The sequence below is a fragment of the Bradyrhizobium ivorense genome, assembly GCF_900696085.1.
Taxonomy (GTDB): Bacteria; Pseudomonadota; Alphaproteobacteria; order Rhizobiales; family Xanthobacteraceae; genus Bradyrhizobium; species Bradyrhizobium ivorense.
The window spans coordinates 1-22,585 of record NZ_CAADFC020000023.1 but is presented as its reverse complement, the minus strand read 5'-3'; the positions used below and the strand labels follow the sequence as shown (position 1 = coordinate 22,585).

The window sequence follows — 22,585 nt, the reverse complement described above, 5'->3', positions numbered from 1 at the left end:
TGGCAGAACGTTCTCTTCGCGCGAAGCGCTTGGTCCCCGCGTGAGGAAAATGGCCTTGATTCTGATCTTGAGGGCAAATTCCGGCGCAAACCCGAATCCGCGTCTCGCTCGATGTTAACCCTGCGGCGTTTTAGACGGTTGTTCGCGGGGGCGCAATCAATCGCCGCGTCAAAACTTCGCAATTCATTGAAATATCAATGATTTTTTAGTTTTCCAAAGTTTTGCGGCGACCAGTGCGTCCGCCCGCTCATTTGGCCGGGGCAACCGCCGAAATTATGACGAAAGCCTGCGCCAGCGGCCAGTCGTCGGTGATCGAGAGATCGATCCGCGCCTCCATGCCCTCGGGCGTCAGTTCCTTCAGCCGCGCCAGCGCCCCGCCGGTGAGCTGCATGGTCGGACGGCCGCCCGGCAGGTTCACCACGCCCATGTCCTTCCACCACACCCCGCGCCGGATACCGGTGCCGAGCGCCTTGGAACAGGCCTCCTTGGCCGCAAAGCGCTTGGCGTAGGTAGCGACCACCATCTTCTCACTGTTGGCGCGGCGCGCCGCCTTGGCGCGTTCGGCATCGGTGAAGATGCGCTCGAGGAACCGCTCGCCATGGCGGTCGATCACCTTGGCGACCCGGGTGATGTCGATCAGGTCGGAGCCGATCCCGATGATCATGCGCGGCCTGCGGCTTCGGCCCGGGTGCGGCCGCGCTCCATTGCCGCGCGCATCGTGTGCACCGTCTCGGCGATGCCGACGAACAGCGCCTCGCCCATCATGAAATAGCCGATGTTGAGCTCGCGGATTTCCGGCAGCGCCGAGATCGTCTCAGCGGTGTCATAGTCGAGGCCGTGGCCGGCATGGACCTCGAGCCCTGCCGCATGGGCGAGCCTCGCCCCCTCGACGATGCGCTTCCATTCGGCTTCGGCCTTGTCCTTGTGGCCGTCGACCACGGCATCGCACCAGCCGCCGGTGTGGATCTCGATCACCGGCGCCTTCAGCTTGGCCGCCATTTCGATCTGCCGGGGATCGGCGGCGATGAACAGCGAGACGCGGATACCGGCGTCGCTCAGCCGGGCGATGAACGGCGCTAGCGCGTTGTGCTGGCCGACCACGTCGAGCCCGCCTTCGGTGGTCACTTCCTGGCGCCGCTCCGGCACCAGGCAAACCGCGTGCGGCTTGGTGGCGAGCGAGATCCGCAGCATGTCGTCGGTCGCCGCCATCTCGAAGTTCAGCGGCTTGGAGATTTCGGCCTTCAGCCGCGCCATGTCCTCGTCGCGGATGTGGCGGCGATCCTCGCGCAGATGCGCGGTGATGCCGTCGGCGCCTGCTGCGATCGCCGCCAGCGCCAGCCGCACCGGATCGGGCCGCGCCCCGCCCCGCGCGTTACGCAGGGTCGCGACGTGATCGACATTGACGCCGAGGCGCAGCGGAGGAGTTTTGGACATCTCTTTGACCTACAATCTAGCTCGTCATGCGCGGGCGTAGCCGTCCGAAGGACGGCGTCGCTTCCGCTTGCCTATGCCCGCGCATCCATCTTCGAGAGATGGGTTGCCGGGTCAAGCCCGGCAACGACAGCAATTCACCCGTTGACGCGCTCGACCCGCGCGACGACGGCCTTGGCGCGCAACTGCGCGATGATAGCGCTGAGATGCTTGAGGTCATAGACCTCGAGATCGATGGTCAGCTCCGTGAAATCGGGCGAGCGGCGCGACATGTGGATGTTGTCGATATTGCCGTCGTGCTCGGCGATCACGGTCGCGATCTGGGCGAGGCTGCCGGGCTCGTTGACATTGTGGACCAGGATCCGCGCCGGGAAACGCTGCGGCATGGTGTCGTCGATGTCCCAGCGCACGTCGAGCCAGCGCTCCGGCTCCTCCTCGAAATCCTTCAGCGCCGGCGACTGGATCGGATAGATCGTGATCCCCTCGCCCGGCGTGACGATGCCGACGATGCGATCGCCCGGCACCGCGCCGCCGTTCGGCGCGAACTTCACCGGCAGGTCGGAATTGATGCCGCGCACCGGGATCACCGAGGCGGCACGCGCCGGATGCGGCGGGGTCTGGGTCTTCAGCTTGGTGGCGAGCCCCTTCCTGGCGCCGTAGCGCACCATCCGCTCTTCCTTGTAGTCGGGATACATCGCGCGCGCGACGTCTGAGGCCTTGATCTCGCCGCGCCCGACCGAGGCCATCACGTCCTCGATCGAGGTGCGGGCCAGCCGCGGCAACGCGCCCTTCAGCTTGTCGTCGGCATATTCGATCTTGGCGCGGGCAAACAGGCGATCGACGATGCGGCGGCCGAGCCCGGCATACTGGTCGCGCACCGCATCGCGGGTGGCGCGGCGGATCGCGGCACGCGCCTTGCCGGTGCGGGCGAGCGCCTCCCAGGCCGACGGCGGCGCCGATTGCGCCTTCGAGGTCAGCACCTCGACCTCGTCGCCATTCTGCAATTCGGAGGACAGCGGCGCGAACTTGCCGTTGATCTTGCAGCCGACCGCGCTGTTGCCGACCGCGGTGTGCACGGCATAGGCGAAATCGATCACGTTGGCGTTGCGCGGCAGCGCGATCAGCTTGCCCTTCGGGGTGAAGCAGAACACCTGGTCGTGGAACAGCTCGAGCTTGGTATGCTCGAGGAATTCCTCAGGGTTGGCGCTTTCCGAGAGGATGCCGATGGTATGGCGCAGCCAGGCGAAGGCGTTGGATTCGTGCTTTAGCCGCTCGTTCGGCGAGCCCATGCCCTCCTTGTAGAAGGCGTGCGCCGCGATGCCGAACTCGGCGATCTGGTTCATCCCCTCGGTGCGGATCTGCAGCTCGACGCGTTGCTTGCCCGGCCCGATCACGGTGGTGTGGATGGAGCGGTAGTCGTTCTGCTTCGGTGTCGAGATGTAGTCCTTGAAGCGGCCCGGCACCACCGGCCAGGTGGTGTGGACGATGCCGAGCGCGCGGTAGCAGGCGCCGACGTCGTCGAGGATGATGCGGAAGCCGTAGATGTCGGACAACTGCTCGAAGCCGACCGACTTGCGTTCCATCTTGGTCCAGATCGAAAACGGCTGCTTGCGGCGGCCGAACACCCGGGCGGTGATGCCGTTCTTCTGCAGGTTCTTGGAAAGCTGGGTTTCGATCTCGCCGATCAGATTGCGGTTGCGGTCGGCCAGCGCATCGAGGCGCTGCTTGACCACCGCATAGGCCTCGGGGTCGAGCACGAAGAACGACAGGTCCTCCAGTTCCTCGCGCATTTCATGCATACCCATGCGGCCGGCAAGCGGCGCATAGATGTCCAGCGTCTCCTCGGCGATGCGGCGGCGCGAGGCCGGCGGCACGAACTCCAGCGTGCGCATGTTGTGCAGGCGGTCGGCGAACTTGATCAGCAGCACGCGGACGTCGTCGGCGATCGCCAAAAGCAGCTTGCGCAGGTTCTCTGCCTGCTTGGCCTCGCGCGACACCAGCTCCAGCCGCTTCAGCTTGGTCAGGCCCTCGACCAGCGCGCCGATCTCGTGGCCGAACACGTGGTCGATCTCGGCCCGCGTCGCCTCGGTGTCCTCGATGGTGTCGTGCAGCAGGGCCGCCACGATCGTGGCGTCGTCGAGCTTGAGGTTGGTCAGGATCGCCGCAACCTCGAGCGGATGGGAGAAATAGGGATCGCCGGAGGCGCGCGTCTGGGTGCCGTGCGCCTTCATGGCGTAGACATAGGCGCGGTTGAGCAGGTCCTCGTTGGTGTCGGGGTTATAGGAGCGGACGCGCTCGACAAGGTCATATTGCCGCATCATCCGCGCCCGCGGCCTGGCCGGCTTCTCGGCCCGGGACGAAGCCGGCGCCACCGCGACCGTCTCGGTCGCAGCCTGCATCTGGCTGGAACTGCGGCGTCGGTACGCCATGTATTCGATGCCTCTTACGGAGCCGGATGGCCCCTCCCTACTCAATCTAGTCCGCTTTCGAATGAAGCAGCACCCCGGCGGGAGCAGAACCGTTCAATTTCCCGCGCCCCCATAGGACGCATCGTAACCGCGAAATTGTCAACAAAAGCAAAGGCCCGGAGCGATGTCCGGGCCTTTGGCGATTTTATCCGAAACTGGAAGCGGAGCTTACTCGTCTTCCTCGGGCTGCTCCTCCGGGGGAGCGAGGCCCTCGAGGCCCTTCAGCAGCTCTTCCTCGGTCATCCGCTCCACGGCGACCTCGGTGTCGTCGGCATCGACGCTGGCGCCGGCGGAACCGATCAGCGGCACGGTGTCGGGCTCGGGCTCGTCGACCTCGACGAACTTCTGCAGCGAGTGCACCAGTTCCTCTTTCAGGTCTTCCGGCGAGATCGTGGAATCAGCAATCTCCCGCAACGATACGACCGGGTTTTTGTCGTTGTCGCGATCAACCGTGAGTTGCGAGCCCGACGAAATCATACGGGCGCGATGCGCCGCCAACAGGACCAGGTCGAAGCGATTGTCGACCTTGTCAATGCAGTCTTCAACGGTGACGCGAGCCATGTCGAGGCGCTCCGTGGTAAAATGGACCGAACATGTTGATTATGAGGGTTAGTTATAGGCCCAGCCATGGTTTCGCAAGGCAAAATTTGTGATTTGCCTTCCGAACAGGCTCTGATAACCCGGTGTGCTGGGGCTAGAACGGCCGGAGCGCGTCTGACGACATGGCTATGTTGCTGTCCCAGACAAGTAAATCTCTTCATTGCAACGTCAAAAGACTAGGCTTTCTGCCCTCGCCTCACCATAATTGCGTTGGTGACTGTCGTGGGGAAGATTCACCGAACTTTAGGCTGCAACGCAGAAAAATTGCGCGCGGTAGGTTGCCGCTGCGCTAAGAACACTAACAACCACGCGAGAACACTTTGATGTCGTCACCTGTTTCCAACAAGATCGCGCTCTTCATTGACGGCGCCAATCTTTACGCCACCGCAAAGACCCTGGGCTTCGACATCGATTACAAGCGCCTTCTCAAGGAATTTCAGGGCCGGGGTACGTTGCTGCGGGCGTTCTACTACACGGCGATCATCGAGGATCAGGAGTATTCGTCGATCCGTCCCTTGATCGACTGGCTCGACTACAACGGCTACACCGTCGTCACCAAGGCCACCAAGGAATTCATCGACGCCAGCGGCCGCCGCAAGGTGAAGGGCAATATGGACATCGAGCTCGCCGTCGATGCCATGGAACTCGCCGAGCACATCGACCAGATGATCCTGTTCTCCGGCGACGGCGACTTCCGTTCCCTGGTCGAGGCCGTGCAGCGCCGCGGCGTCCGCGTCACCGTGATCTCGACCATCGCCAGCCAGCCGCCGATGATCGCCGACGAGTTGCGTCGTCAGGCCGATGTCTTCACCGACCTCGTCGAGTTGCAATCCAAGCTTGGCCGCGATCCGTCCGAACGTCCGGCGCCACGTGAACCGCGCGAACCGCGCCACCACTCGCCGCAGTTCCTGCAGCGCACGACCACGACGGTGGCGCCCCGGGGAGCCGATGACGATTTCGACGAGTAACCTCGTCACCGCCCCGACCCTACCCGACAGCAACTGCCCGCTTTGTCCTCGGCTGGCCGACTTCCGCGCACAGGCCCGCTTGCGCGAACCCGGTTGGTTCAACTCGCCGGTTGATTCGTTCGGCGATCCCAATGCACGGCTGCTCATTGTCGGGCTCGCACCGGGGCTTCAGGGCGCCAACCGCACCGGCCGTCCGTTCACCGGTGATTACGCCGGCGACCTGCTGTACGCGACTTTGCTCGAGTATGGCTTTGCCAGCGGCGTCTACCGGGCGCGGCCGGACGACGGCCTCAAGCTGGTGGATTGCCGGATCAGCAACGCGGTGCGTTGCGTGCCGCCGCAGAACAAACCGCTGCCCGCCGAGATCAACACCTGCCGGCAATTCTTGCGCGCCACCATCACCACGATGCCGACCGTGCGCGCGATTGTGCTGCTCGGGCGCATCGCGCACGAATCGACGTTGAAGGCGCTGGGGATTCGGCTGGCCGCCGCCCCCTTTGCGCATGGTGCCGTGCATATGTCGGGGCAGATCAAGCTCTACGACAGCTACCATTGCTCGCGCTACAACACGAACACGGGCGTGCTCACCACCGACATGTTCCGCAAGGTGTTTGCGAACGTGCGGAAGGATCTCGGCTAGCTCCTACCGCGGATTGTCCTTCAGCCACGCCAGCACGTCGCTCGCATTCCGGTCCGGGGGAAACACCGGATAGAACACGCGGGTGATGCGCGCGTCGTCGATCACGAGCGCGAGCCGCTTGATCAGCGTCAGTCCCGCGACCGACATCGTCGGCAGCTTCAATGCGCCGGTCAATTCCAGCGCCTCGTCGGACAGCACCGGGAACGGCAGATGCAGCCGCGACGCCATCTCGGTCTGGTATTGATTGCTCTGGGTCGACAGTCCGAACACGTGCGACGCGCCGGCCGCCTTCAATTCGGCGAACAGGTCGCGGAACGCGCAGGTCTGCGGCGTGCAGCCGCGGGCGCCCGGGATCATGTCCCAATCGTCGACCAGCCCGATCTTGCCCGGCTCGCCGGTTCTGGGATAGCCGAACACGACCGTGCGGCCCGCGAGCGCGGACAGCGTCACCGAGGTGTCGTTGGTGGCGCGCAGGCGGACCGGCGGAATTGTCATTCCGGTCAGATGCGCCGCGCCGCCATCGTCCGATGGTGCCGGAATCTTGCTCCAGTCCACGTCGGTGAGGCTGGGTTGAGTCATGTCGAATTCCCCTGGGCCAATAGCGAATGGAAGAGCGGGCAACCTCAATTGCCCTGTTCGCTATTCGCCATTCCCTACTCGCTCCGGTTCATCCCCGCGCCCGCATCAGACGGCCCTTCTCGCGGCTCCAGTCGCGCTTCTTCACCGTCTCGCGCTTGTCGTGCAGCTTCTTGCCCTTGGCGACCGCGAGCAGCAGTTTGGCACGGCCGCGCTCGTTGAAGTACAGTTTTAGCGGAATGAGGGTCATGCCCTCGCGGTCGACCGCGCCGAGCAGCTTGTTGATCTGCCTGCGATGCAGCAGCAGCTTTCGCGGCCGCTTCGGCTCGTGGTTGAAGCGGTTGGCCTGCAGATATTCCGGAATGTTGGCATTGATCAGCCACAGCTCTCCGTTCTTGGAATCCGCATAGGATTCCGCGATCGTGCTCTTGCCGCTGCGGATCGACTTCACCTCGGTGCCGGTCAGCGAGATGCCCGCCTCGATCGTGTCCTCGATTGCGTAGTTGAAGCGGGCCTTTCGGTTTTCGGCGACAACCTTGATCGGGCGTTCGTTCTTCTCAGCCACGTTAGCCCTTCTTGAGCAGGTCGCGGATTTCCGTCAGCAGCGCGACCTCGGCGGTCGGCTTCGGCGGCTCGGCGGGCGCAACCGCTTCCTTGCGCTTGAACTGGTTCATGGCGCGAATGACCATGAACAGCACGAAGGCGACGATCAGGAAGTTGAGCGTCAGGGTCAGGAAGTTGCCCCAGGCCAGCACGGCGCCCTGCTTCTTGGCGTCGGCCAGATTGGTCGCGGTCACGGCCTTGGAAAGTCCGGTGAAATAGTTGGAGAAGTCGAGGCCGCCGGTGATCGCGCCGATGATCGGCATGATGATGTCGCCGACCAGCGAGGTGACGATCGCGCCGAAGGCTGCGCCGATGATGACGCCGACGGCGAGGTCGACGACATTGCCCTTCATTGCGAATTCGCGGAATTCCTTCAGCATGCCCATCCCCTACTGTTCGACGTTACGCGCTGTCGCGCCGGCGGCGGCGCCGGCCGGCCTCAGTTGATCAGGCCGGCATGCACCATGGCGCTGCGCACCGCCGCGCGGGTCGATTCGGCAACCGGCACCATGGGCAGGCGCAGCTTCTCGTCGAGCTTGCCGAGCAGCGACATCGCGTATTTGACCGGTGCCGGATTGCTCTCGATGAACAGGTTGGTGTGCAGCGGCATCAGCTTGTCGTGGATCTTCAGCGCGGTGGCGACGTCGCCCTTCTGCCAGGCGATTTGGAACTCCGAGCACAGCCGCGGCGCGACGTTCGAGGTCACCGAGATGCAGCCATGGCCGCCATGCGCCATGTAGCCGATGATGGTCGCATCCTCGCCCGACAGCTGGTTGAAGTCCTCGCCCATCGCCGCGCGCTGCTGCGAGACCCGCACCATGCTCGCGGTCGCGTCCTTGACGCCGGCGATGTTCTTCAACTCGAACAGCCGCTTCATGGTGTCGACCGACATGTCGATCACCGAGCGCGGCGGGATGTTGTAGATGATGATCGGAATGCCGATCGCATCGTTGATCGCCTTGAAGTGCTGGTACAGGCCTTCCTGGGTCGGCTTGTTGTAGTACGGCGTCACCACCAGCACCGCGGTCGCGCCCGCCTTCTCGGCGTGCTCGGCGAGCTCGATGGCTTCCTTGGTCGAATTGGAGCCGGCGCCGGCGATCACGGGCACCCGGCCCTTGGCCTCCGCGATACACCACTCGACCACCCGCTTGTGCTCGTCATGGCTCAGCGTCGGGCTCTCGCCGGTGGTGCCGACCGGGACGAGGCCATGCGTGCCCTCGGCGATCTGCCAGTTCACGAGGCTGCGAAAAGCCGCCTCATCCACCGCGCCGTTCTTGAAGGGCGTCACCAATGCGGTGAATGACCCCCGGAATTTTGTTTTGGCTGCCATGGACTTCCTCCAAACGCTTCGGGCTTCAGGCTAGGTCGATGGACCTTCGCTTCGGCGTGCTCCTCGTCCGCGTAACCGACGGCCGGCCCGCGCGAAATCACCATGAAAGGCAATTCATACCGGGTCTGGCCGAGCTGTGAAAGGGCCGCACCGTACCTATTCCCAGCGACCTCATTTCAGCACCTGAAGCGGTTCCGGCCGGGTCACAACAGAGGCTCCTAGAGCCTTGTTTTCACGCGCTTTCTCGACACGGGCCGAGATCCGCTGCGGGCCGAAATTGGGCAGCCGCGATTTTGCCGTGGTGCTGGCGCAAACAGCCGCACCACCGACGCTTTAGTATTTTGTGCACACATTCATTCAAATAAGAACGGATGGCGCGAACGACCGGATGATTCGGCGCCGCAGGGGACCTTCGTGATCCACTCCGCCCGCGCAGGCACATTGCGATCGACAGCGCTGGCAACGAGCCTGGCGCTCGTGCTCGGTGTTGCCGTGATCGCGGCCGGCGCCTGGGCCGCCGAGGAGGTTCCAGCAGCGAAGCCGGCTGCGCACGGCGCGGTCGCCAAGGACGCCGCAGCCAAAGGTGCTCCGGCCAAGAATGCGAAGGGCAAGGACGCACCAGCCAAGGATGCTGCAGCCAAGACTACGCCAGCCAAGACGACCGCTGCAAAGACGACCGCCCCCAAGACCGACGCTTCCAAGCTCGACGCTTCCAAGAACGAGGCTTCCAAGCCCGGCGCTGCAAAGACGACGGCTGCCAAGCCTGGCGATGCCAAGTCCAGCGTTCCGAAGATGGGCGCTCCCAAGCCTAGCGACGCCAAGACGAGCGATACGGCTGGCGCTCCCAAGGTTAGCGCTTCCAAGGCCGGCACCGCCAAAACCGATGCCGCCAAGGCAACAGCTCCCAAGGCCACCGGAACGGTGTCGCACAAGCCGGCTCCAGCGACCGCCATCGCGCCCGCTTTGGTGCCCGCCACCCGCCAGCACGCCGCGCCGGCCGTGCGCAAGCCGGTCACGCCCGCGGCAGTCGCCGCGACCTCGTCGACGCCACAGGCGGACAAGGATGCGCTCGAGAACGTCGTCGAGCTGTTGCGCAAGCGCAAGGCCGCCGATGCCACCGAGGTGGAAGCCTCGATGTCCGATCCGGTCGCGCGCAAGCTTGCGGAGTGGCTGATCCTGCGCAGCGAGGACAATGGCGCCTCGGTCGAGCGCTACAAGAGTTTCCTGGACGCCAACCCGAGCTGGCCGTCGCAGACCTTCCTCCGCCGCCGTATCGAGGCCGCGCTGTGGGATGACCGCCGCGACGATTCCGCGGTCTGGACCTGGTTCCAGAGTGAATCCCCGGTCTCGGCCAAGGGCCGGCTGGCGCTGGCCAAGGCGATGATCGGCCGCGGCGACCGCGCCAATGCCGAGCGCCTGGTGCGCGAGGCCTGGCGCAACGACCCGATGAGCGAGGACACCGAGACCACCGCGCTCGATCTGTTCGGCTCGTTCCTGACCGGCGGCGACCACAAGGCGCGCATGGAGACCATGCTCTACGGCACCGACAACGAGGCCGCCGGCATGCGAGCCGCCAAGCGCCTCGGCTCGGGCTACGTGGCGCTGGCGAAGGCGCGCGCCGCCGCCAACCGCAAGGGCGGCAATTTACGTGCGCTGCTGGAAGCGGTGCCGCACGAGCTCTCGAGCGACACCGGCTATATCTTCGCCAAGATCCAGCTGCTCCGCCGCGAGGAGAAATTCACCGAGGCCGCGCAGCTGATGCTGAGCGCGCCGAAAGAAGCCGCCCGCCTCTTCAATGTCGACGAATGGTGGATCGAGCGGCGCCTGCTCGCCCGCAAGATGATCGACACCGGCGAGTACCGCACCGCCTATCTGATCGCGCGCGACGCGGCGCTGCCGGCCCGCGACATCTACAAGACCGAGCAGGAATTCACCTCGGGCTGGATCGCGCTGCGCTTCCTCAACGATCCCGCGCTGGCCTCGCAGCACTTCGCCCGGATCGGCGTCGGCAGCGCCAACCCGACCGCGCTGGCGCGTGCCGGCTACTGGCAGGGCCGCGCCGCCGAGGCCGCCGGCCGCGGCCAGGAGGCCCGTGCCGCCTACTCCCGCGCCGCCGAGCAATCGACCAGCTATTACGGCCAGCTGGCGCGCGCCAAGCTCGGCCTGCCGCAGATCGAGCTCAACGGCGTGCCGCGCGGCCGCGGCGCCGAGCGGCTCGAGATCGTGCGCGCGGTGGGGCTGCTCTATGAGATCGGCGCGCGCGAGCTTGCGATCCCGATCTTCGGCGACCTCGGCGACAATGGCGATCCGGAGGCGCTGGCCGGCCTCGGCGAGCTGACCGCGCGCCACGGCGATGCCCGCGGCATGCTGCTGATGGGCAAAGCCGCGCTCAATCGCGGGCTGCCGTTCGACCACTACGCCTACCCGATCAACGGCATTCCGTCCTTCACCCAGGTCGGGCCGGAGGTCGAGCGCAGCATCGTCTATGCGATCGCGCGCCAGGAGAGCGCGTTCAATCCGGCGGTGGTGTCGCCGGCCCAGGCCTACGGCCTGATGCAGGTGACGCCGGAGGCCGGCCGCTACGTCTGCAAGCGCGCCGGCATCGGCTTCGACCTCAACCGGATGAAGACCGATCCGGTCTACAACGCGATGCTCGGCGCCGCCGAGCTCGGCGGCCTGCTCGAGGATTATCGCGGCTCCTACATCCTGACCTTCGCCGCCTACAATGCCGGCCGCGGCAGCGTGAAGAAGTGGATCGACCGCTACGGCGACCCGCGCGACCCCAAGGTCGACGCGGTCGACTGGGTCGAGCTGATTCCCTTCTCGGAAACGCGGAACTACGTGCAGCGGATCATGGAGAACCTGCAGGTCTACCGTGCGCGCTTCGGCGGCGGCACCAAGCTGCAGATCGAGGCCGACCTGCGCCGCGGCGCCAGCGTGGAATGAGCCGGCGGCGGCCCAATTTCTTCAAGTCAAATCAATAGCTTGAGCGAGCCGACGGCAATTGCCGTGCGCGGAACCCTCCTTTTAGAACAGGCCAAAGGCCGTTGTTCCGCGTCCGTTCTTCTGACGATCCGTTCTCGGTCTAGACGCAAACCGATCTGAGGGCCCACCACTGCAACATCACTGAGAATAATCGAGCACAAACACGCCCTTCCAAATTGACCGTGCCGACAAAATCGATGCATAAGGCTCGCACCGGAGAGGTGGCCGAGTGGCTGAAGGCAACGCTTTGCTAAAGCGTCATACGGTCTCAAGCTGTATCGAGGGTTCGAATCCCTCCCTCTCCGCCATTCTGTATTTTCAATAGCTTAGCTAGCCTTTTGAATGACCGGCGTTTGCCGCAGGTCGGGCAGCGCTCCGGCTGCTGCGCAACGCAATGCAGGTGTGGGCTTTGGTAATAAGATGCGTTCATCATGGTCGCCGGCCCGGCCGATTGCAGGTCGGTCCGGCCGCTGGCGCTCAGGCGATGCTGCGCCGAATTGCCCGGTGCCCGAGTTCATTCATTGCGTTTGCGAATGCTTATTGGAGTTGCAATTTGGCAGATGATCGCCTGGCCAGGCTTGTGGCCACCTTCATCCTCGTGATGGGACGGCTCGCCGTCTCCAACTGGTTGCCCGCGATCGGATGCCGGCCAGCGCATCTGCGACCCGCCGCCGCTCCGCGCGATGATCGCCAGCTTGCGATGTCCCATGTCTGACGACTTATCACAGCTCAACTTCGAGGCTGCCGCACGTCTCTACAAATGGCCCTCGCTCGGCAATCTGCGACGCGAGGATCGTACGCCATACATGGTTGCCGAGGGAACGCTGGATGAATGCATCCGCGACTTCATGGCCAAGCCGGAGCGGTCTCGACACCTCTATGAAATCCGCACCACGCCGCAGGCACCGCTGGTCGGCGATATCCTGTCGCCGGAACACATCGTCGAGCTGTCGAGGCTGCGGGATTTCCTTTGAGCACGCCCGCGGTCCGCGAACGATCTCCCTCGTCGGCCTCGCGTGGGCCGCCGGATTGTTTGCCCGTACACGAGCAGCTACAATCGGCCGACTCTCCGGTTGACGCGCCTAGGCCGGCACCGCGTATCTGCTGCGCCCTGCCCGGCACGGCCCGCAGCACGCCGACGGGGCATCGAGAGAACGCCGCATGAGATTCAATTTGGCGATCCTGACTGTGCTTGCCGCAAGGCCCGAGCAACGGATCCCGGTTGAAGAGGTCAGCCGCGAAGTCAAGCGCATGATCGCGGCGGGCGATGCCGCCACGCAACTGGATCGATCAGCCGAGCAGCTCGGCAATGCCGATGTTTTCCAGTCCGGCTGGGCCTCGATCAATCCTGCCGGCCTGCAGATTACCGACACCGGCCTCTCGCTGTTGCGCTCGCTCGAGGCCGCCGGCATCGAAAAGCAACGCGACGAGCGCCGATCCGGACCGTTGGACACCGCTGCCACCAGCACGCGCCGTGCGGCCATCGTTGAACAGCCCGAGATCATCGATCTTGAGCTCCCCCCGATCACAGACCACGACCACGGCAATCGCGTCACGTCGCACGCGGGCCCTTCGCCGCCTGCGCCCGATCCACCGGCGCGGGATGCCCCGATCGTCCTCCCGCCGGCGTTCGGCTCCGTGCAGCCGGATAGCCGGAACGAGTCCCGGCTATCCGCTCTCGCCGGACTGTTCGGCAAGGTGATGCCCGGAACAGCCCGCGCGCGGCGGCGGCGCGCCATCGCCGATATTCCGGATCGGAACGTCGAAGGCAGGGCCGGAAAAACCGGCCTGGCTCTGGCCTTCCTCAGCGCGCTTTCGATCATCGCCTGCGTCGGTGCGGCGATTGCCTTTGGTCAGATCTCCTCGCTGAAGGCCGATCTCGCCGCGCTGCGCCGCGAGCAGGCGCCGCTGCGGGAGCGACTGGCAAAGCTCGAGCAGAGCGAGGCCGCGCGCCGCGAGGCCGCCCAACAGGAAGAAGCGCAACAAGCCAAGGCCGAGGCTGAAAGGAAGGCGTCCGAGAGCGGCGGCGAGCAGGCGATGCTCGGCCTGTCGCGCGACGAGATCCAGCTGATCAGGGAGTACATCAAGGCCGCCCCGTCAGCGGGTGCCGCTGCGGTGACAACCAAGGTCGGCGATCCCGTCACCGGCGGAATGATTCCACTGCCCTCCTCGCTGACCGAAAAAGTGCCGCGACTGGTCGGTGCAAGATTTGCGACCCGCAACGGCGCGATCATCATCAGCACGCGAAACAGCCGCCGCGTCGATGCCGTGCTGCTGCCGAACTAAACGGCCGAAGCCGATTCTGTTGCTCGCAGCGAAGCTGATTTCCCTGTAGCCGGGGAGCGACCATCCGCAGGCGGCTGTCCTCTTATGGTATCTTAAGGGCCTGGGCGCTATGTTCGCGGCATGCTGCTGCACGACACGATCGACGGCACAGTGACCGGAACGCGCGCCAGTGCCGCGCCCGGCCGTGCACGCGCGGCCGGTGTTTCGGCCGGATCATTGCATCCGCTGATCGCTCTGGTGGTGCTGGCGCTGGCGATACGGATTCCAGCCGCGTTCTGGCCCAACGTCGTCTACCCCGACGAGGTCTTCCAGTATCTCGAGCCGGCCTGGCGGATGCTCGGCCACGACAGCATCGTCACGTGGGAGTGGCGCGAAGGGATTCGCGGCTGGTTTTTGCCGACCCTGTTGGCCGGACCGGTCGCCTTTGGCGACTGGATCGCGCCCGGCGGCGAGGCCGCCTTCGTGGTGCCGCGTCTGGTTGCCGTGTGCGCGTCGCTGTCGATCGTGATCAGCGCCTGGTGCTTTGGTGCGCGGGTATCGCGAATCCATGCCGTCATCGCCGCCTATGTCGCCGCGATCTGGTTCGAGTTCATCATATTCGCGCCGCGCACCTTGGGCGAACCCTTGGCGACCGCCCTGATCATGCCAGCGGCGTTGCTGCTGACCGATCGTCCCTCGCGAAACCGCCTTGTCACCGCCGGTGCCCTGCTTGGCCTCGCTTTCGTCTGCCGCTTCCAATATGCGCCGGCCATCGCCATCCTTGTCGTCGGCGCGTGCAGATCGTACTGGCGAAATCTGATTCCGCTGGTTGCCGGCGGGCTCGTCGCACTGCTGATCGGGGCTGCAATCGATGCTGCGCACGGCGCCGTGCCGTTTGGCTGGCTGGTCGCAAATATCGAACAGAACCTGGTGCAACATCGCGCAGCGGAATTCGGCGCGACGCCGCCGCTTGCTTACTTCGAAAACTTTTTGATGTTCTGGTCGTGGGCGATCGTGCTTCCGCTGGCGGCGATCTGGCGCGGCCGGCGGCGTGCACCATTGCTGCTGGACGTGGCATTGGTCAACCTCGTCTTTCACAGCCTGATTGCCCACAAGGAAGACCGCTTCATCTTCCTGTCGACGGCGCTGTTCATCATCCTGGCCGCGCTGGGATCGGCTGATTGGCTGCAGGCGCTGCGGGCGCGGCGCAGGTGGCGGCCCTGGGCGTTCCCGGTGATCGCCGGCGGGTGGCTCCTGCTCTCGCTGGGGGTTGCCGTCGCCGCCCCGGACATCCGCGAATACTGGACGCGCGGTATCGGCGCGGCGCGTCTTGCGGCAGAGTTGCGCGACGATCCGCAGCGCTGCGGTCTTGCATTGTACGCCATTCGCTTCCAGGCATTCCCCGGACAACAGCGACTGGCCGGTTCAGCGCCGCTCTATCTGCTGCATCCGAGAGACCCGTTGACGGAAGGACGTCTGACGGCGCTGACCGAGGCGACCAGCCCGGCGTTCAACCGCATCATCGCACGGCCGGCGGCGGCGGGTGATCTTCCGGCGAACTATTCAAAGCGCAGTTGCGCCCCCGTGGGTGACGCCGATGCCTGCATCTATGCACGCAGCGGCAGTTGCGACGCATCCGTGGCGTCGCGTTTTGCCGTCAATGACGTGATCTTGCGCATCGGCCACTAGCTAGCGCGCGATGATGTAGGTTGATCGGTATGGCCGCGGCTTCGGTCCACCTCTCCCCGACGGGGAGAGGTCGATTTGCGTTAGCAAATCGGGTGAGGGGCCGCAGCTCTCACGAGAGACCGTAACCCCTCACCCGGCGCTGCGCGCCGACCTCTCCCAAGGGAGAGGTAAACTTCCGATGCCGCTACAGCTCAATCTAATCCCATCATGCTCTAGCACCGGTACCACGTCCCGTGCGCTATCTCTGCCGGAACGAATGGTTGAACGACATGATCAGCGGCCCGGCGATGTATTCGAGCGCGGTGCGCTGCACGGTCGGGATCATCACCGTTGCCGGCATGCCCGGGTAGAGGCGAATGTTCGGCATCGCCGCGAGTTCGTCCTGATCGACCCGCACGAAGGCGGTGTAGTAGGGATTGTTGGTCTTGGGATCCGTCAGCCGGTCCGCCGAGACCTGAGTGACGTCGCCGTGGATGATCGGCACGATGCGCTGCTTGTAGGCGGTGAGATGCACCTCCGCGCGGGTGTTTGGATGCACGTCGCTGATATCCTCCACCGCGACCTGGGCCTCGATCGTCAATCCGTCCTGGAGCGGCACGATATCCAGGATCTTGTCGCCGCGCTGGATGACGCCGCCAACCGAGAACACGTTGAGTCCGACCACGCGCCCGCTGTAGGGCGCACGAATCTCCATCCGGCCCAGCACCGCCTTGGCATTCATCGCCTTCGGGATCACCTCCAGGATCTTGGCCTGGGTATCGCGTAAATCCCGCGTGACCTCGGTCATGCGGTCGTTGTCGAGCTGGGCCATCTGCTGCTCCTGCTCGGCGATGGCCTGACGCGCCTTGGCGATGCCGGCATTGGCATCGGCGATCTGGCCTTCGAGGCCATACGCGGTGCGCTCCAGCTGCAGGATGCGGGGGCGCGCGATCAGGCCCCGCTCAACCAGCGGCGCGATATCCTTTGCCTCGCGGTGAACGGACGTGACCTGATCGGTGAATGCCTTGACCTGCGCCTCGGCTCCGACGATCTGCGAGCCAAGCTGGTTGATCTTTTCGCGAATGACGCTGCGTTGTCCCGCGATTGCCGCCAGACGGCTCTCGAGCTGGCTGACCTGCCCGTTCCACACGCTCTTGAAATACGGATCCTCGGAGCGGGCCTTGAGGTCGAGAGGCATCGTCAGCCTGGATCCGCGATCGAGCTCGGTCAGAAGGCGAACCTCCGTCGCGCGGAGCACGACGTGTTGCTGGGTGAGAACCTCGAATTCCGCACGCGCCTGGGTCTCGTCGAGCACGATGAGCAGGTCGCCGGCGCCAACCTGGTCGCCTTCCTTGACGTGCAGCTCCTTAACGATGCCGCCGTCCAGATGCTGGACGCTCTTGCGGTTGCCGTCGACCTTGACGACGGCATTCGCCACCACGGCGCCGTTGAGCGGAGCGGTTGCCGCCCAGGTGCCGATGCCGCCGAAGAAGACCGCGATCATGATCCAGCCGGCGAGCGCCACGTGCTCGATCGAATCGCTGAGTGCTCCGCGTGCGGGGGCCGGCGCGGGCGCGGCAAGTGAGAGGAGCTTCCTGAGATTCCCTTCGAGAATGGCCAAGTCCATGGGATCCGCCTAACTGCCAGCGCTTTGCACCGCGTGCACAGGCACGGGGCGGGTCAGACGCGACATGATCTCAAGACGCGGTCCGAACATCTCGGCGGTCCCCTCCCGGAGGACGAGGATCTTGTCGACGACGCTGATGGTTGCCGGCCGGTGCGAGATGATGACGACGGTGGTGCCGCGCTTCTTCAGTTGCACGATGCAATCGGCCAGCGCGTTGTCGCCTTCAGCATCGAGATTTGAGCTGGGCTCATCGAGGACGACGAAGCTCGGATTGCCGTAGACGGCGCGAGCCAGGCCGATGCGCTGTCGGAAGCCCCCTGACAGGATCGCCCCGCCCTCTCCGACCTGGGTGTCGTAGCCGCTCTGGAGCCGCACGATCATCTCGTGGACACCGGCGAGCTGGGCAGCGTGGATCACCTCAGTGTCGCAGCTCGCATCAAAGCGGCTGATATTGGCGGCAACGGTGTCTGCGAACAGCTCGATGTCCTGAGGCAGATAGCCGACATGGTCGCCGACCGCCTTCCTGACCCAGGTCGACACGTCGGCGCCGTCGAGGCGCACCGCCCCGGCCGACGGCGTCAACACGCCAACGAGGTGACGCGCCAGCGTCGACTTGCCCGCGCCGGAGGGGCCGATGACGCCGAGCACCTCTCCCGCCTCGATCGCGAAGGTCACGCCGCGCAGGATCGGCTTGGAGCTGCCATACGGCACAAAAGTGAGTGCCTCGACCGACAGCCGGCCCTTGGGTCTCGGCAGGGTAAGCCCGGTCTCGCGGACGGGATCGGCGGTGAGAAGCTCCTGAATGCGCAGGAATGCAGTCCGCGCCGACACCAGGCTGCGCCACGAGCCAACGATCTGCTCGACCGGCTGCAAGGCACGGCCCAGCAGGATGCTGGCGGCAAACATCGAGCCGACGGTCGTGAGCCGCTCGATAACGAGATAGGCGCCGAGGCCCAGGATCAACGATTGCATGGCGAGCCGCAGGAACCGGATCAGGCTCTGGACGGTAGCGGCGCGGTCGCTCGCGGCCACCTGCCGCTCCAGCATCCGGTCGCGATCGCGACGCCAGCGCCGCAGCAAGCCCCTGGTCATGCCCATCGCGCGCACGACTTCCGTGTTGCGCAGGCTCATTTCGGTGAAGCTGTAGCTGCGCGCGGCGGCCTCGTTCGATTCCGTCAGCGGCAGCCGCACCAGCCATTCGCTGAGCAGCGCCATCAGCACCAGGATGATCGAGCCGCCGAGCGCAAAGGCGCCCAGCGCGGGATGCAGCACGAAGATCACGGCGATGTAGATCGGGGCCCACGGCAGATCGAAGATTGCGTGGATTCCGGTGCCGGTCACGAACTGGCGGAATGTATCGAAGTCCCGCAGCGCCTGGCTGCGGGCGCCGCCTGCAGCGGCCGAGCGATCGATGATCGCCGTCATCACCCGCGCGGCGATCTTACGATCGAGCCGGATGCTGGCGCGGGTCAGCACCCGCGCGCGAACCGCGTCGAGCCCGGCGAGCGCCATGAAGGCCAGCAGCAGCGCGATGGTGAGCATCAACAGCGTGATCTCGCTGGCGCTCGAGATCACGCGGTCGTAGACCTGCAACATATAGAGAGGGCCGGCCAGGTACAGCAGGTTGATCGCGAGGCTAAAGGTCCCGGCGGTCAGGAAATATCCTTGGCAGGTCTGCACCAACTGCCGGAGTTCGTCCGGCCTCTTCAACGGTACGCTCACTCAATCCGGCAGGATACCCGCCCCTCCAACGAAAAACTTTACCACTGCGCCCGCGGCACCCGGCCAGGTACTCCGTTTACCCGGCCGGCGCCTTGGTCCGAAGAAAGCCAGCGTCAATCAGACGAGATTCACGTAGCTGCTGTCCTTGTTGATCCAGGCGTCGATGACACCGAGATAGTCTCCATTGTTGACGCCGAGCAGAACCATCGACTGATTCTGCGACACCGCGAGCTGCTTACTGCCAGCTGAATCGGTGAGCGCATTCATCGCGGCAAAGATATCGCTGCCGGACGGGATGCCGTCGTCGGATTCTCCAACTTGCCACGCAGCACTGCTGGCCTTGACGACCTTGGTAAAGCCGTCCTTCCCGGGCTCGCCCGCGTTGTTGTATTGCAACACCTCGCAAGTCGTCCCACCCGTACTCAGAGTGTCCGTCTTGGTGCCGCCGTACTTGATCAGCCAATCGGCGATATCGGTCAGGAGACCGGCCGGTGCGTTGAAGTCCGGCACACCGACATCGTTCAGCAAAGTCGTGACCGCATAGCGAGCGAAGTCACCGAGCTTGTCGCCGCCGGTGCCATTGGAACCACAAACGACCTCCTGCGCGTCATCCCACTCGATGACGAGGCACTTACCATTCGAACCCTCGAATACCAGGTCCTTCTTGCCGTCATTGTCGACGTCGACGAAGTTGCTGTTCGCGTCGGAATGATTGGGCAGCAGGTTGAGTATGTCTGCCTGCTCGATCGTGCCGCCGGCGGCAAGCTTGTCGGCAAGGAACCGGCCCTGCCCGTCCGAAGGTCCGTTGTTGGCGATGCCGTCCCAGACGTAGAGATGGTTGCACCAGAAGCCGGGCGTAAGCCCGACTGCCCCGACCGCATGGTTGCCGAAGAACAGGTCATCGCCGACCACGACCTCATGTTGCGGATCGCTGGCCCCGAGGCCGGCATCGCCCGCGAAGGCCACCAGTTCTTCGCCGCTCTGGATGGTGACCGTCGTCGTATTGTCGCCGATCCCGTCATTGTTGTGATCGACGGTTGCCGCCCAGGTCTGGCCGCCGTCGGTGAACAGCTCGGTGACCGTGTAGATGCCCGGATGCAGGTTCAGGAATGAGAACTTGCCGTCGGCACCGGTCGTGGTGGTAATAGTGTCCTGGGTCCCGTTACCGTCAATATCACCCTGCAACTGGATGGTGACACCGGCCATCGGCTTCTCATCGTCGGCGGTGTTCGCGATGTTGTCGGCGCCATCCGCGTCGTACACACCATCTGCGTTCACGTCCTCGAACTTAAAGCCGTGGATCGAGCCGTTGAGGTAGTTCATGAAGGTGGTGTCGGCATCGACGCCGTGGGATTCCCCGGACGCGAGGGTCAGGGCGATCGTCGTCTTGTCCGCCGACAGATAGCCGCCGCTCAGCACCTCCTGGACGAGGTATTTGCCGGGATCGAGACCGGTGAACGACCAGGTACCGTTGGCTGCCGTCGTCGTGGTCTTGAACGGCGAGTCCTGGGCATCGTTGTCGATCACGCCGTCGCGCTCGTCGTCCTGCAGGATGCCGTCGCCGTTGAGGTCCTTGTACAGGTTGATCGTGATCCCCGCGATCGGGGTGTTCTCACCGGCATCCTTGACGCCGTCCGCATCGAGGTCCAGCAGCTTGATGCCGTTCACCGAGGCCGGCTTGTAGTTCATGAAGGTGGTGCCTTCATCGACCCCGTGGGTCTCGCCCGAAGCCAGCGTGATGGCGACGTCGACATTGTCCTTGGTGACGTAGCCACCGCTCAGCACCTCCTCGACAATGTACTTGCCGGGGTCGAGGTTGNTGAACGACCAGGTGCCGTCGGCCGCGGTCGTCGTGGTCTTGAACGGCGAGTCCTGGCTGTCGTTGTCGAGCACGCCGTCGCGCTCGTCGGCCTGCAGCACGCCGTCGCCNTTCAAGTCCTTGTACAGATTGATGGTGATCCCGGCGATCGGCGTGTTCTCGCCGGCATCCTTGACGCCGTCGGCGTCCGCATCGAGCAGCTTGATGCCGTTCACCGAGGCCGGCTTGTAGTTCATGAAGGTCGTGCCTTCATCGACCCCGTGGGTTTCCCCCGAGGCCAGGGTGATGGCGACGTCGACATTGTCCTTGGTGACATAGCCGCCACTCAGCACTTCCTCGACGATGTANTTGCCGGGGTCGAGGTTGCTGAACGACCAGGTGCCGTCGGCCGCGGTCGTCGTGGTCTTGAACGGCGAGTCCTGGGTGTCGTTGTCGAGCACGCCGTCGCGCTCGTCGGCTTGCAGCACGCCGTCGCCGTTCAAATCCTTGTACAGGTTGATGGTGATCCCGGAGATCGGCGTGTTCTCGCCGGCATCATGCACGCCGTCGGCATCGGCATCGAGCAGCTTGATGCCGTTCACCGACGCCNGCTTGTAGTTCATGAAGGTGGTGCCTTCATCGACCCCGTGGGTCTCGCCCGAGGCCAGCGTGATGGCGACGTCGACGTTGTCCTTGGTCACATAGCCGCCGCTCAGCACCTCTTCGACAATGTACTTGCCGGGATCGAGGCCGTTGAACGACCAGGTGCCGTCAGCCGCCGTCGTCGTGGTCTTGAACGGGGAATCTTCCGTATCACTGTCAAGGACGCCGTCGCGCTCGTCGGCCTGCAGCACGCCGTCGCCGTTCAAATCCTTATATAGGTTGATCGTGATTCCCGAGATCGGCGTGTTCTCGCCGGCGTCGTGAACGCCGTCGGCGTCAGCGTCGAGCAGCTTGATGCCGTTGATCGAAGCCGCCTTGTAGTTCATGAAGGTGGTGCCTTCATCGACCCCATGGGTCTCGCCGGAGGCCAGCGTGATGGCGACGTCGACATTGTCCTTGGTGACATAGCCGCCACTCAGCACTTCCTCGACGATGTACTTGCCGGGATCGAGGTTGCTGAACGACCAGGTGCCGTCGGCCGCCGTCGTCGTGGTCTTGAACGGCGAGTCCTGGCTATCGTTGTCGAGCACGCCGTCGCGCTCGTCGGCCTGCAGCACGCCGTCGCCATTGAGGTCCTTGTACAGGTTGATGGTGATCCCGGAGATCGGCGTGTTCTCGCCGGCGTCGTGAACGCCGTCGGCGTCCGCATCGAGCAACTTGATGCCGTTCACCGAGGCCGGCTTGTAGTTCATGAAGGTGGTACCGGCATCGACCCCGTGGGTCTCGCCCGAGGCCAGCGTGATGGCGACGTCGACATTGTCCTTGGTGACATAGCCGCCGCTCAGCACCTCCTCGACGATGTACTTGCCGGGATCGAGGTTGCTGAAGGACCAGGTGCCGTCGGCCGCGGTGGTCGTGGTCTTGAATGGCGAGTCCTGGCTGTCGTTGTCGAGCACGCCGTCGCGCTCGTCGGCTTGCAGCACGCCGTCGCCGTTCAGATCCTTGTACAGGTTGATGGTGATGCCCGAGATCGGGGTGTTCTCGCCGGCGTCGTGCACGCCGTCGGCGTCCGCATCCAGCAGCTTGATGCCGTTCACCGAGGCCGGCTTGTAGTTCATGAAGGTGGTGCCTTCATCGACCCCGTGGGTCTCGCCCGACGCCAGCGTGATCGCGACGTCGACATTGTCCTTGGTGACATAGCCGCCGCTCAGCACCTCCTCGACAATGTACTTGCCGGGATCGAGGTTGCTGAACGACCAGGTGCCGTCGGCCGCGGTCGTGGTGGTCTTGAACGGCGAGTC

At 64.6% G+C, this 22,585-nt stretch carries 18 protein-coding genes and 1 tRNA gene; 8 read left to right on the top strand and 11 right to left on the bottom strand.

All coding sequences use genetic code 11. The annotated features are described in order from the left end of the window. Positions 1–247 precede the first annotated feature (247 nt). The 4 genes from acpS to rpoZ all read right to left on the bottom strand — a co-directional run bounded on the left by acpS (position 248) and on the right by rpoZ (position 4,460). A complete protein-coding gene (gene acpS, locus CI41S_RS28755) occupies positions 248–664 on the bottom strand; it encodes a holo-ACP synthase (protein WP_139483115.1) in 417 nt (138 codons plus the stop codon). After that, positions 661–1,434 carry a pyridoxine 5'-phosphate synthase gene (locus CI41S_RS28750; RefSeq protein ID WP_139483114.1) on the bottom strand — a complete coding sequence of 258 codons (774 nt, stop codon included), beginning with the start codon at positions 1,432–1,434 and terminating at the stop codon, positions 661–663. The genes acpS and CI41S_RS28750 overlap by 4 nt, the downstream gene beginning before the upstream one ends. Before the next feature lie 134 nt (positions 1,435–1,568). Continuing rightward, complete coding sequence (locus tag CI41S_RS28745) at positions 1,569–3,860, bottom strand: RelA/SpoT family protein (RefSeq protein WP_139483113.1); 2,292 nt, start codon at positions 3,858–3,860, stop codon at positions 1,569–1,571. A 207-nt stretch (positions 3,861–4,067) separates the two neighbouring features. Continuing rightward, on the bottom strand, positions 4,068–4,460 hold the full coding sequence (rpoZ, locus tag CI41S_RS28740; protein ID WP_016844003.1) for a DNA-directed RNA polymerase subunit omega: 393 nt from the start codon (positions 4,458–4,460) through the stop codon (positions 4,068–4,070). Positions 4,461–4,822: 362 nt separating this feature from the next. On the opposite strand from rpoZ, the gene CI41S_RS28735 reads away from it, so the two are divergent. After that, positions 4,823–5,467 (top strand): LabA-like NYN domain-containing protein, encoded by a 645-nt coding sequence (locus CI41S_RS28735; protein WP_139483112.1) that lies wholly within the window; start codon positions 4,823–4,825, stop codon positions 5,465–5,467. Beyond that, complete coding sequence (locus CI41S_RS28730) at positions 5,448–6,107, top strand: uracil-DNA glycosylase (RefSeq protein WP_139862638.1); 660 nt, start codon at positions 5,448–5,450, stop codon at positions 6,105–6,107. The genes CI41S_RS28735 and CI41S_RS28730 overlap by 20 nt, the downstream gene beginning before the upstream one ends. A 3-nt stretch (positions 6,108–6,110) precedes the next feature. Here CI41S_RS28730 and CI41S_RS28725 read toward each other — a convergent pair whose 3' ends face one another. The 4 genes from CI41S_RS28725 to dapA all read right to left on the bottom strand — a co-directional run bounded on the left by CI41S_RS28725 (position 6,111) and on the right by dapA (position 8,616). Further along, positions 6,111–6,686 (bottom strand): peroxiredoxin, encoded by a 576-nt coding sequence (locus CI41S_RS28725; protein WP_139862637.1) that lies wholly within the window; start codon positions 6,684–6,686, stop codon positions 6,111–6,113. 88 nt (positions 6,687–6,774) lie between these two features. Continuing rightward, positions 6,775–7,248, bottom strand: a complete 474-nt coding sequence (gene smpB, locus CI41S_RS28720; protein ID WP_139862636.1) for an SsrA-binding protein SmpB — start codon at positions 7,246–7,248, stop codon at positions 6,775–6,777. Position 7,249: 1 nt separating this feature from the next. Beyond that, the gene (mscL, locus tag CI41S_RS28715) at positions 7,250–7,666 is read right to left on the bottom strand and encodes a large conductance mechanosensitive channel protein MscL (protein WP_139862635.1); all 417 of its coding nucleotides are present in this window, start codon (positions 7,664–7,666) and stop codon (positions 7,250–7,252) included. Between the two features lie 59 nt (positions 7,667–7,725). Beyond that, positions 7,726–8,616: a 4-hydroxy-tetrahydrodipicolinate synthase gene (gene dapA, locus CI41S_RS28710; protein ID WP_139862634.1), complete on the bottom strand. Its 891-nt coding sequence runs from the start codon at positions 8,614–8,616 to the stop codon at positions 7,726–7,728. A gap of 441 nt (positions 8,617–9,057) precedes the next feature. Here dapA and CI41S_RS28705 point away from each other — a divergent pair, with 441 nt between their 5' ends. From CI41S_RS28705 to CI41S_RS28685, 6 genes are all read left to right on the top strand, one after another. After that, positions 9,058–11,562 (top strand): lytic transglycosylase domain-containing protein, encoded by a 2,505-nt coding sequence (locus CI41S_RS28705; RefSeq protein WP_172628238.1) that lies wholly within the window; start codon positions 9,058–9,060, stop codon positions 11,560–11,562. Positions 11,563–11,816: 254 nt separating this feature from the next. Beyond that, positions 11,817–11,909: transfer RNA gene (locus CI41S_RS28700), tRNA-Ser, on the top strand. A gap of 245 nt (positions 11,910–12,154) precedes the next feature. After that, complete coding sequence (locus tag CI41S_RS43735) at positions 12,155–12,316, top strand: hypothetical protein (RefSeq protein WP_172628230.1); 162 nt, start codon at positions 12,155–12,157, stop codon at positions 12,314–12,316. After that, entirely contained in the window at positions 12,309–12,575 is a 267-nt protein-coding gene (locus tag CI41S_RS28695) for a hypothetical protein (protein WP_139862633.1), read from the top strand. Before CI41S_RS43735 ends, CI41S_RS28695 begins: the two co-directional genes overlap by 8 nt. 187 nt (positions 12,576–12,762) lie before the next feature. After that, positions 12,763–13,887, top strand: coding sequence for a hypothetical protein (locus CI41S_RS28690; protein ID WP_139862632.1), 1,125 nt, complete (start codon positions 12,763–12,765; stop codon positions 13,885–13,887). 120 nt (positions 13,888–14,007) lie between these two features. Continuing rightward, a complete protein-coding gene (locus CI41S_RS28685; RefSeq protein ID WP_139862631.1) occupies positions 14,008–15,555 on the top strand; it encodes a glycosyltransferase family protein in 1,548 nt (515 codons plus the stop codon). A 238-nt stretch (positions 15,556–15,793) separates the two neighbouring features. On the opposite strand, the gene CI41S_RS28680 is transcribed toward CI41S_RS28685, so the two are convergent. The 3 genes from CI41S_RS28680 to CI41S_RS28670 form a co-directional block, all read right to left on the bottom strand. Next, a complete protein-coding gene (locus tag CI41S_RS28680) occupies positions 15,794–17,161 on the bottom strand; it encodes an HlyD family type I secretion periplasmic adaptor subunit (protein WP_139862630.1) in 1,368 nt (455 codons plus the stop codon). A gap of 9 nt (positions 17,162–17,170) precedes the next feature. Next, positions 17,171–18,871 carry a type I secretion system permease/ATPase gene (locus tag CI41S_RS28675; RefSeq protein WP_244626724.1) on the bottom strand — a complete coding sequence of 567 codons (1,701 nt, stop codon included), beginning with the start codon at positions 18,869–18,871 and terminating at the stop codon, positions 17,171–17,173. A 129-nt stretch (positions 18,872–19,000) separates the two neighbouring features. Next, positions 19,001–22,402 (bottom strand): SdrD B-like domain-containing protein, encoded by a 3,402-nt coding sequence (locus CI41S_RS28670; protein WP_430650050.1) that lies wholly within the window; start codon positions 22,400–22,402, stop codon positions 19,001–19,003. Positions 22,403–22,585: the final 183 nt, after the last annotated feature.

What these genes read in the sequence shown, in the direction of transcription:
- CI41S_RS28685 (WP_139862631.1), top strand. Translation starts at nt 14,008, where the DNA reads ATGCTGCTGCACGACACGATCGACGGCACAGTGACCGGAACGCGCGCC.
- CI41S_RS28730 (WP_139862638.1), top strand. Translation starts at nt 5,448, where the DNA reads ATGACGATTTCGACGAGTAACCTCGTCACCGCCCCGACCCTACCCGAC.
- CI41S_RS28745 (WP_139483113.1), bottom strand. Translation starts at nt 3,860, where the DNA reads ATGGCGTACCGACGCCGCAGTTCCAGCCAGATGCAGGCTGCGACCGAG.
- mscL (WP_139862635.1), bottom strand. Translation starts at nt 7,666, where the DNA reads ATGCTGAAGGAATTCCGCGAATTCGCAATGAAGGGCAATGTCGTCGAC.
- CI41S_RS28680 (WP_139862630.1), bottom strand. Translation starts at nt 17,161, where the DNA reads ATGGACTTGGCCATTCTCGAAGGGAATCTCAGGAAGCTCCTCTCACTT.
- rpoZ (WP_016844003.1), bottom strand. Translation starts at nt 4,460, where the DNA reads ATGGCTCGCGTCACCGTTGAAGACTGCATTGACAAGGTCGACAATCGC.
- CI41S_RS28725 (WP_139862637.1), bottom strand. Translation starts at nt 6,686, where the DNA reads ATGACTCAACCCAGCCTCACCGACGTGGACTGGAGCAAGATTCCGGCA.
- CI41S_RS28735 (WP_139483112.1), top strand. Translation starts at nt 4,823, where the DNA reads ATGTCGTCACCTGTTTCCAACAAGATCGCGCTCTTCATTGACGGCGCC.
- CI41S_RS28750 (WP_139483114.1), bottom strand. Translation starts at nt 1,434, where the DNA reads ATGTCCAAAACTCCTCCGCTGCGCCTCGGCGTCAATGTCGATCACGTC.
- CI41S_RS28695 (WP_139862633.1), top strand. Translation starts at nt 12,309, where the DNA reads ATGTCTGACGACTTATCACAGCTCAACTTCGAGGCTGCCGCACGTCTC.
- CI41S_RS28690 (WP_139862632.1), top strand. Translation starts at nt 12,763, where the DNA reads ATGAGATTCAATTTGGCGATCCTGACTGTGCTTGCCGCAAGGCCCGAG.
- acpS (WP_139483115.1), bottom strand. Translation starts at nt 664, where the DNA reads ATGATCATCGGGATCGGCTCCGACCTGATCGACATCACCCGGGTCGCC.
- dapA (WP_139862634.1), bottom strand. Translation starts at nt 8,616, where the DNA reads ATGGCAGCCAAAACAAAATTCCGGGGGTCATTCACCGCATTGGTGACG.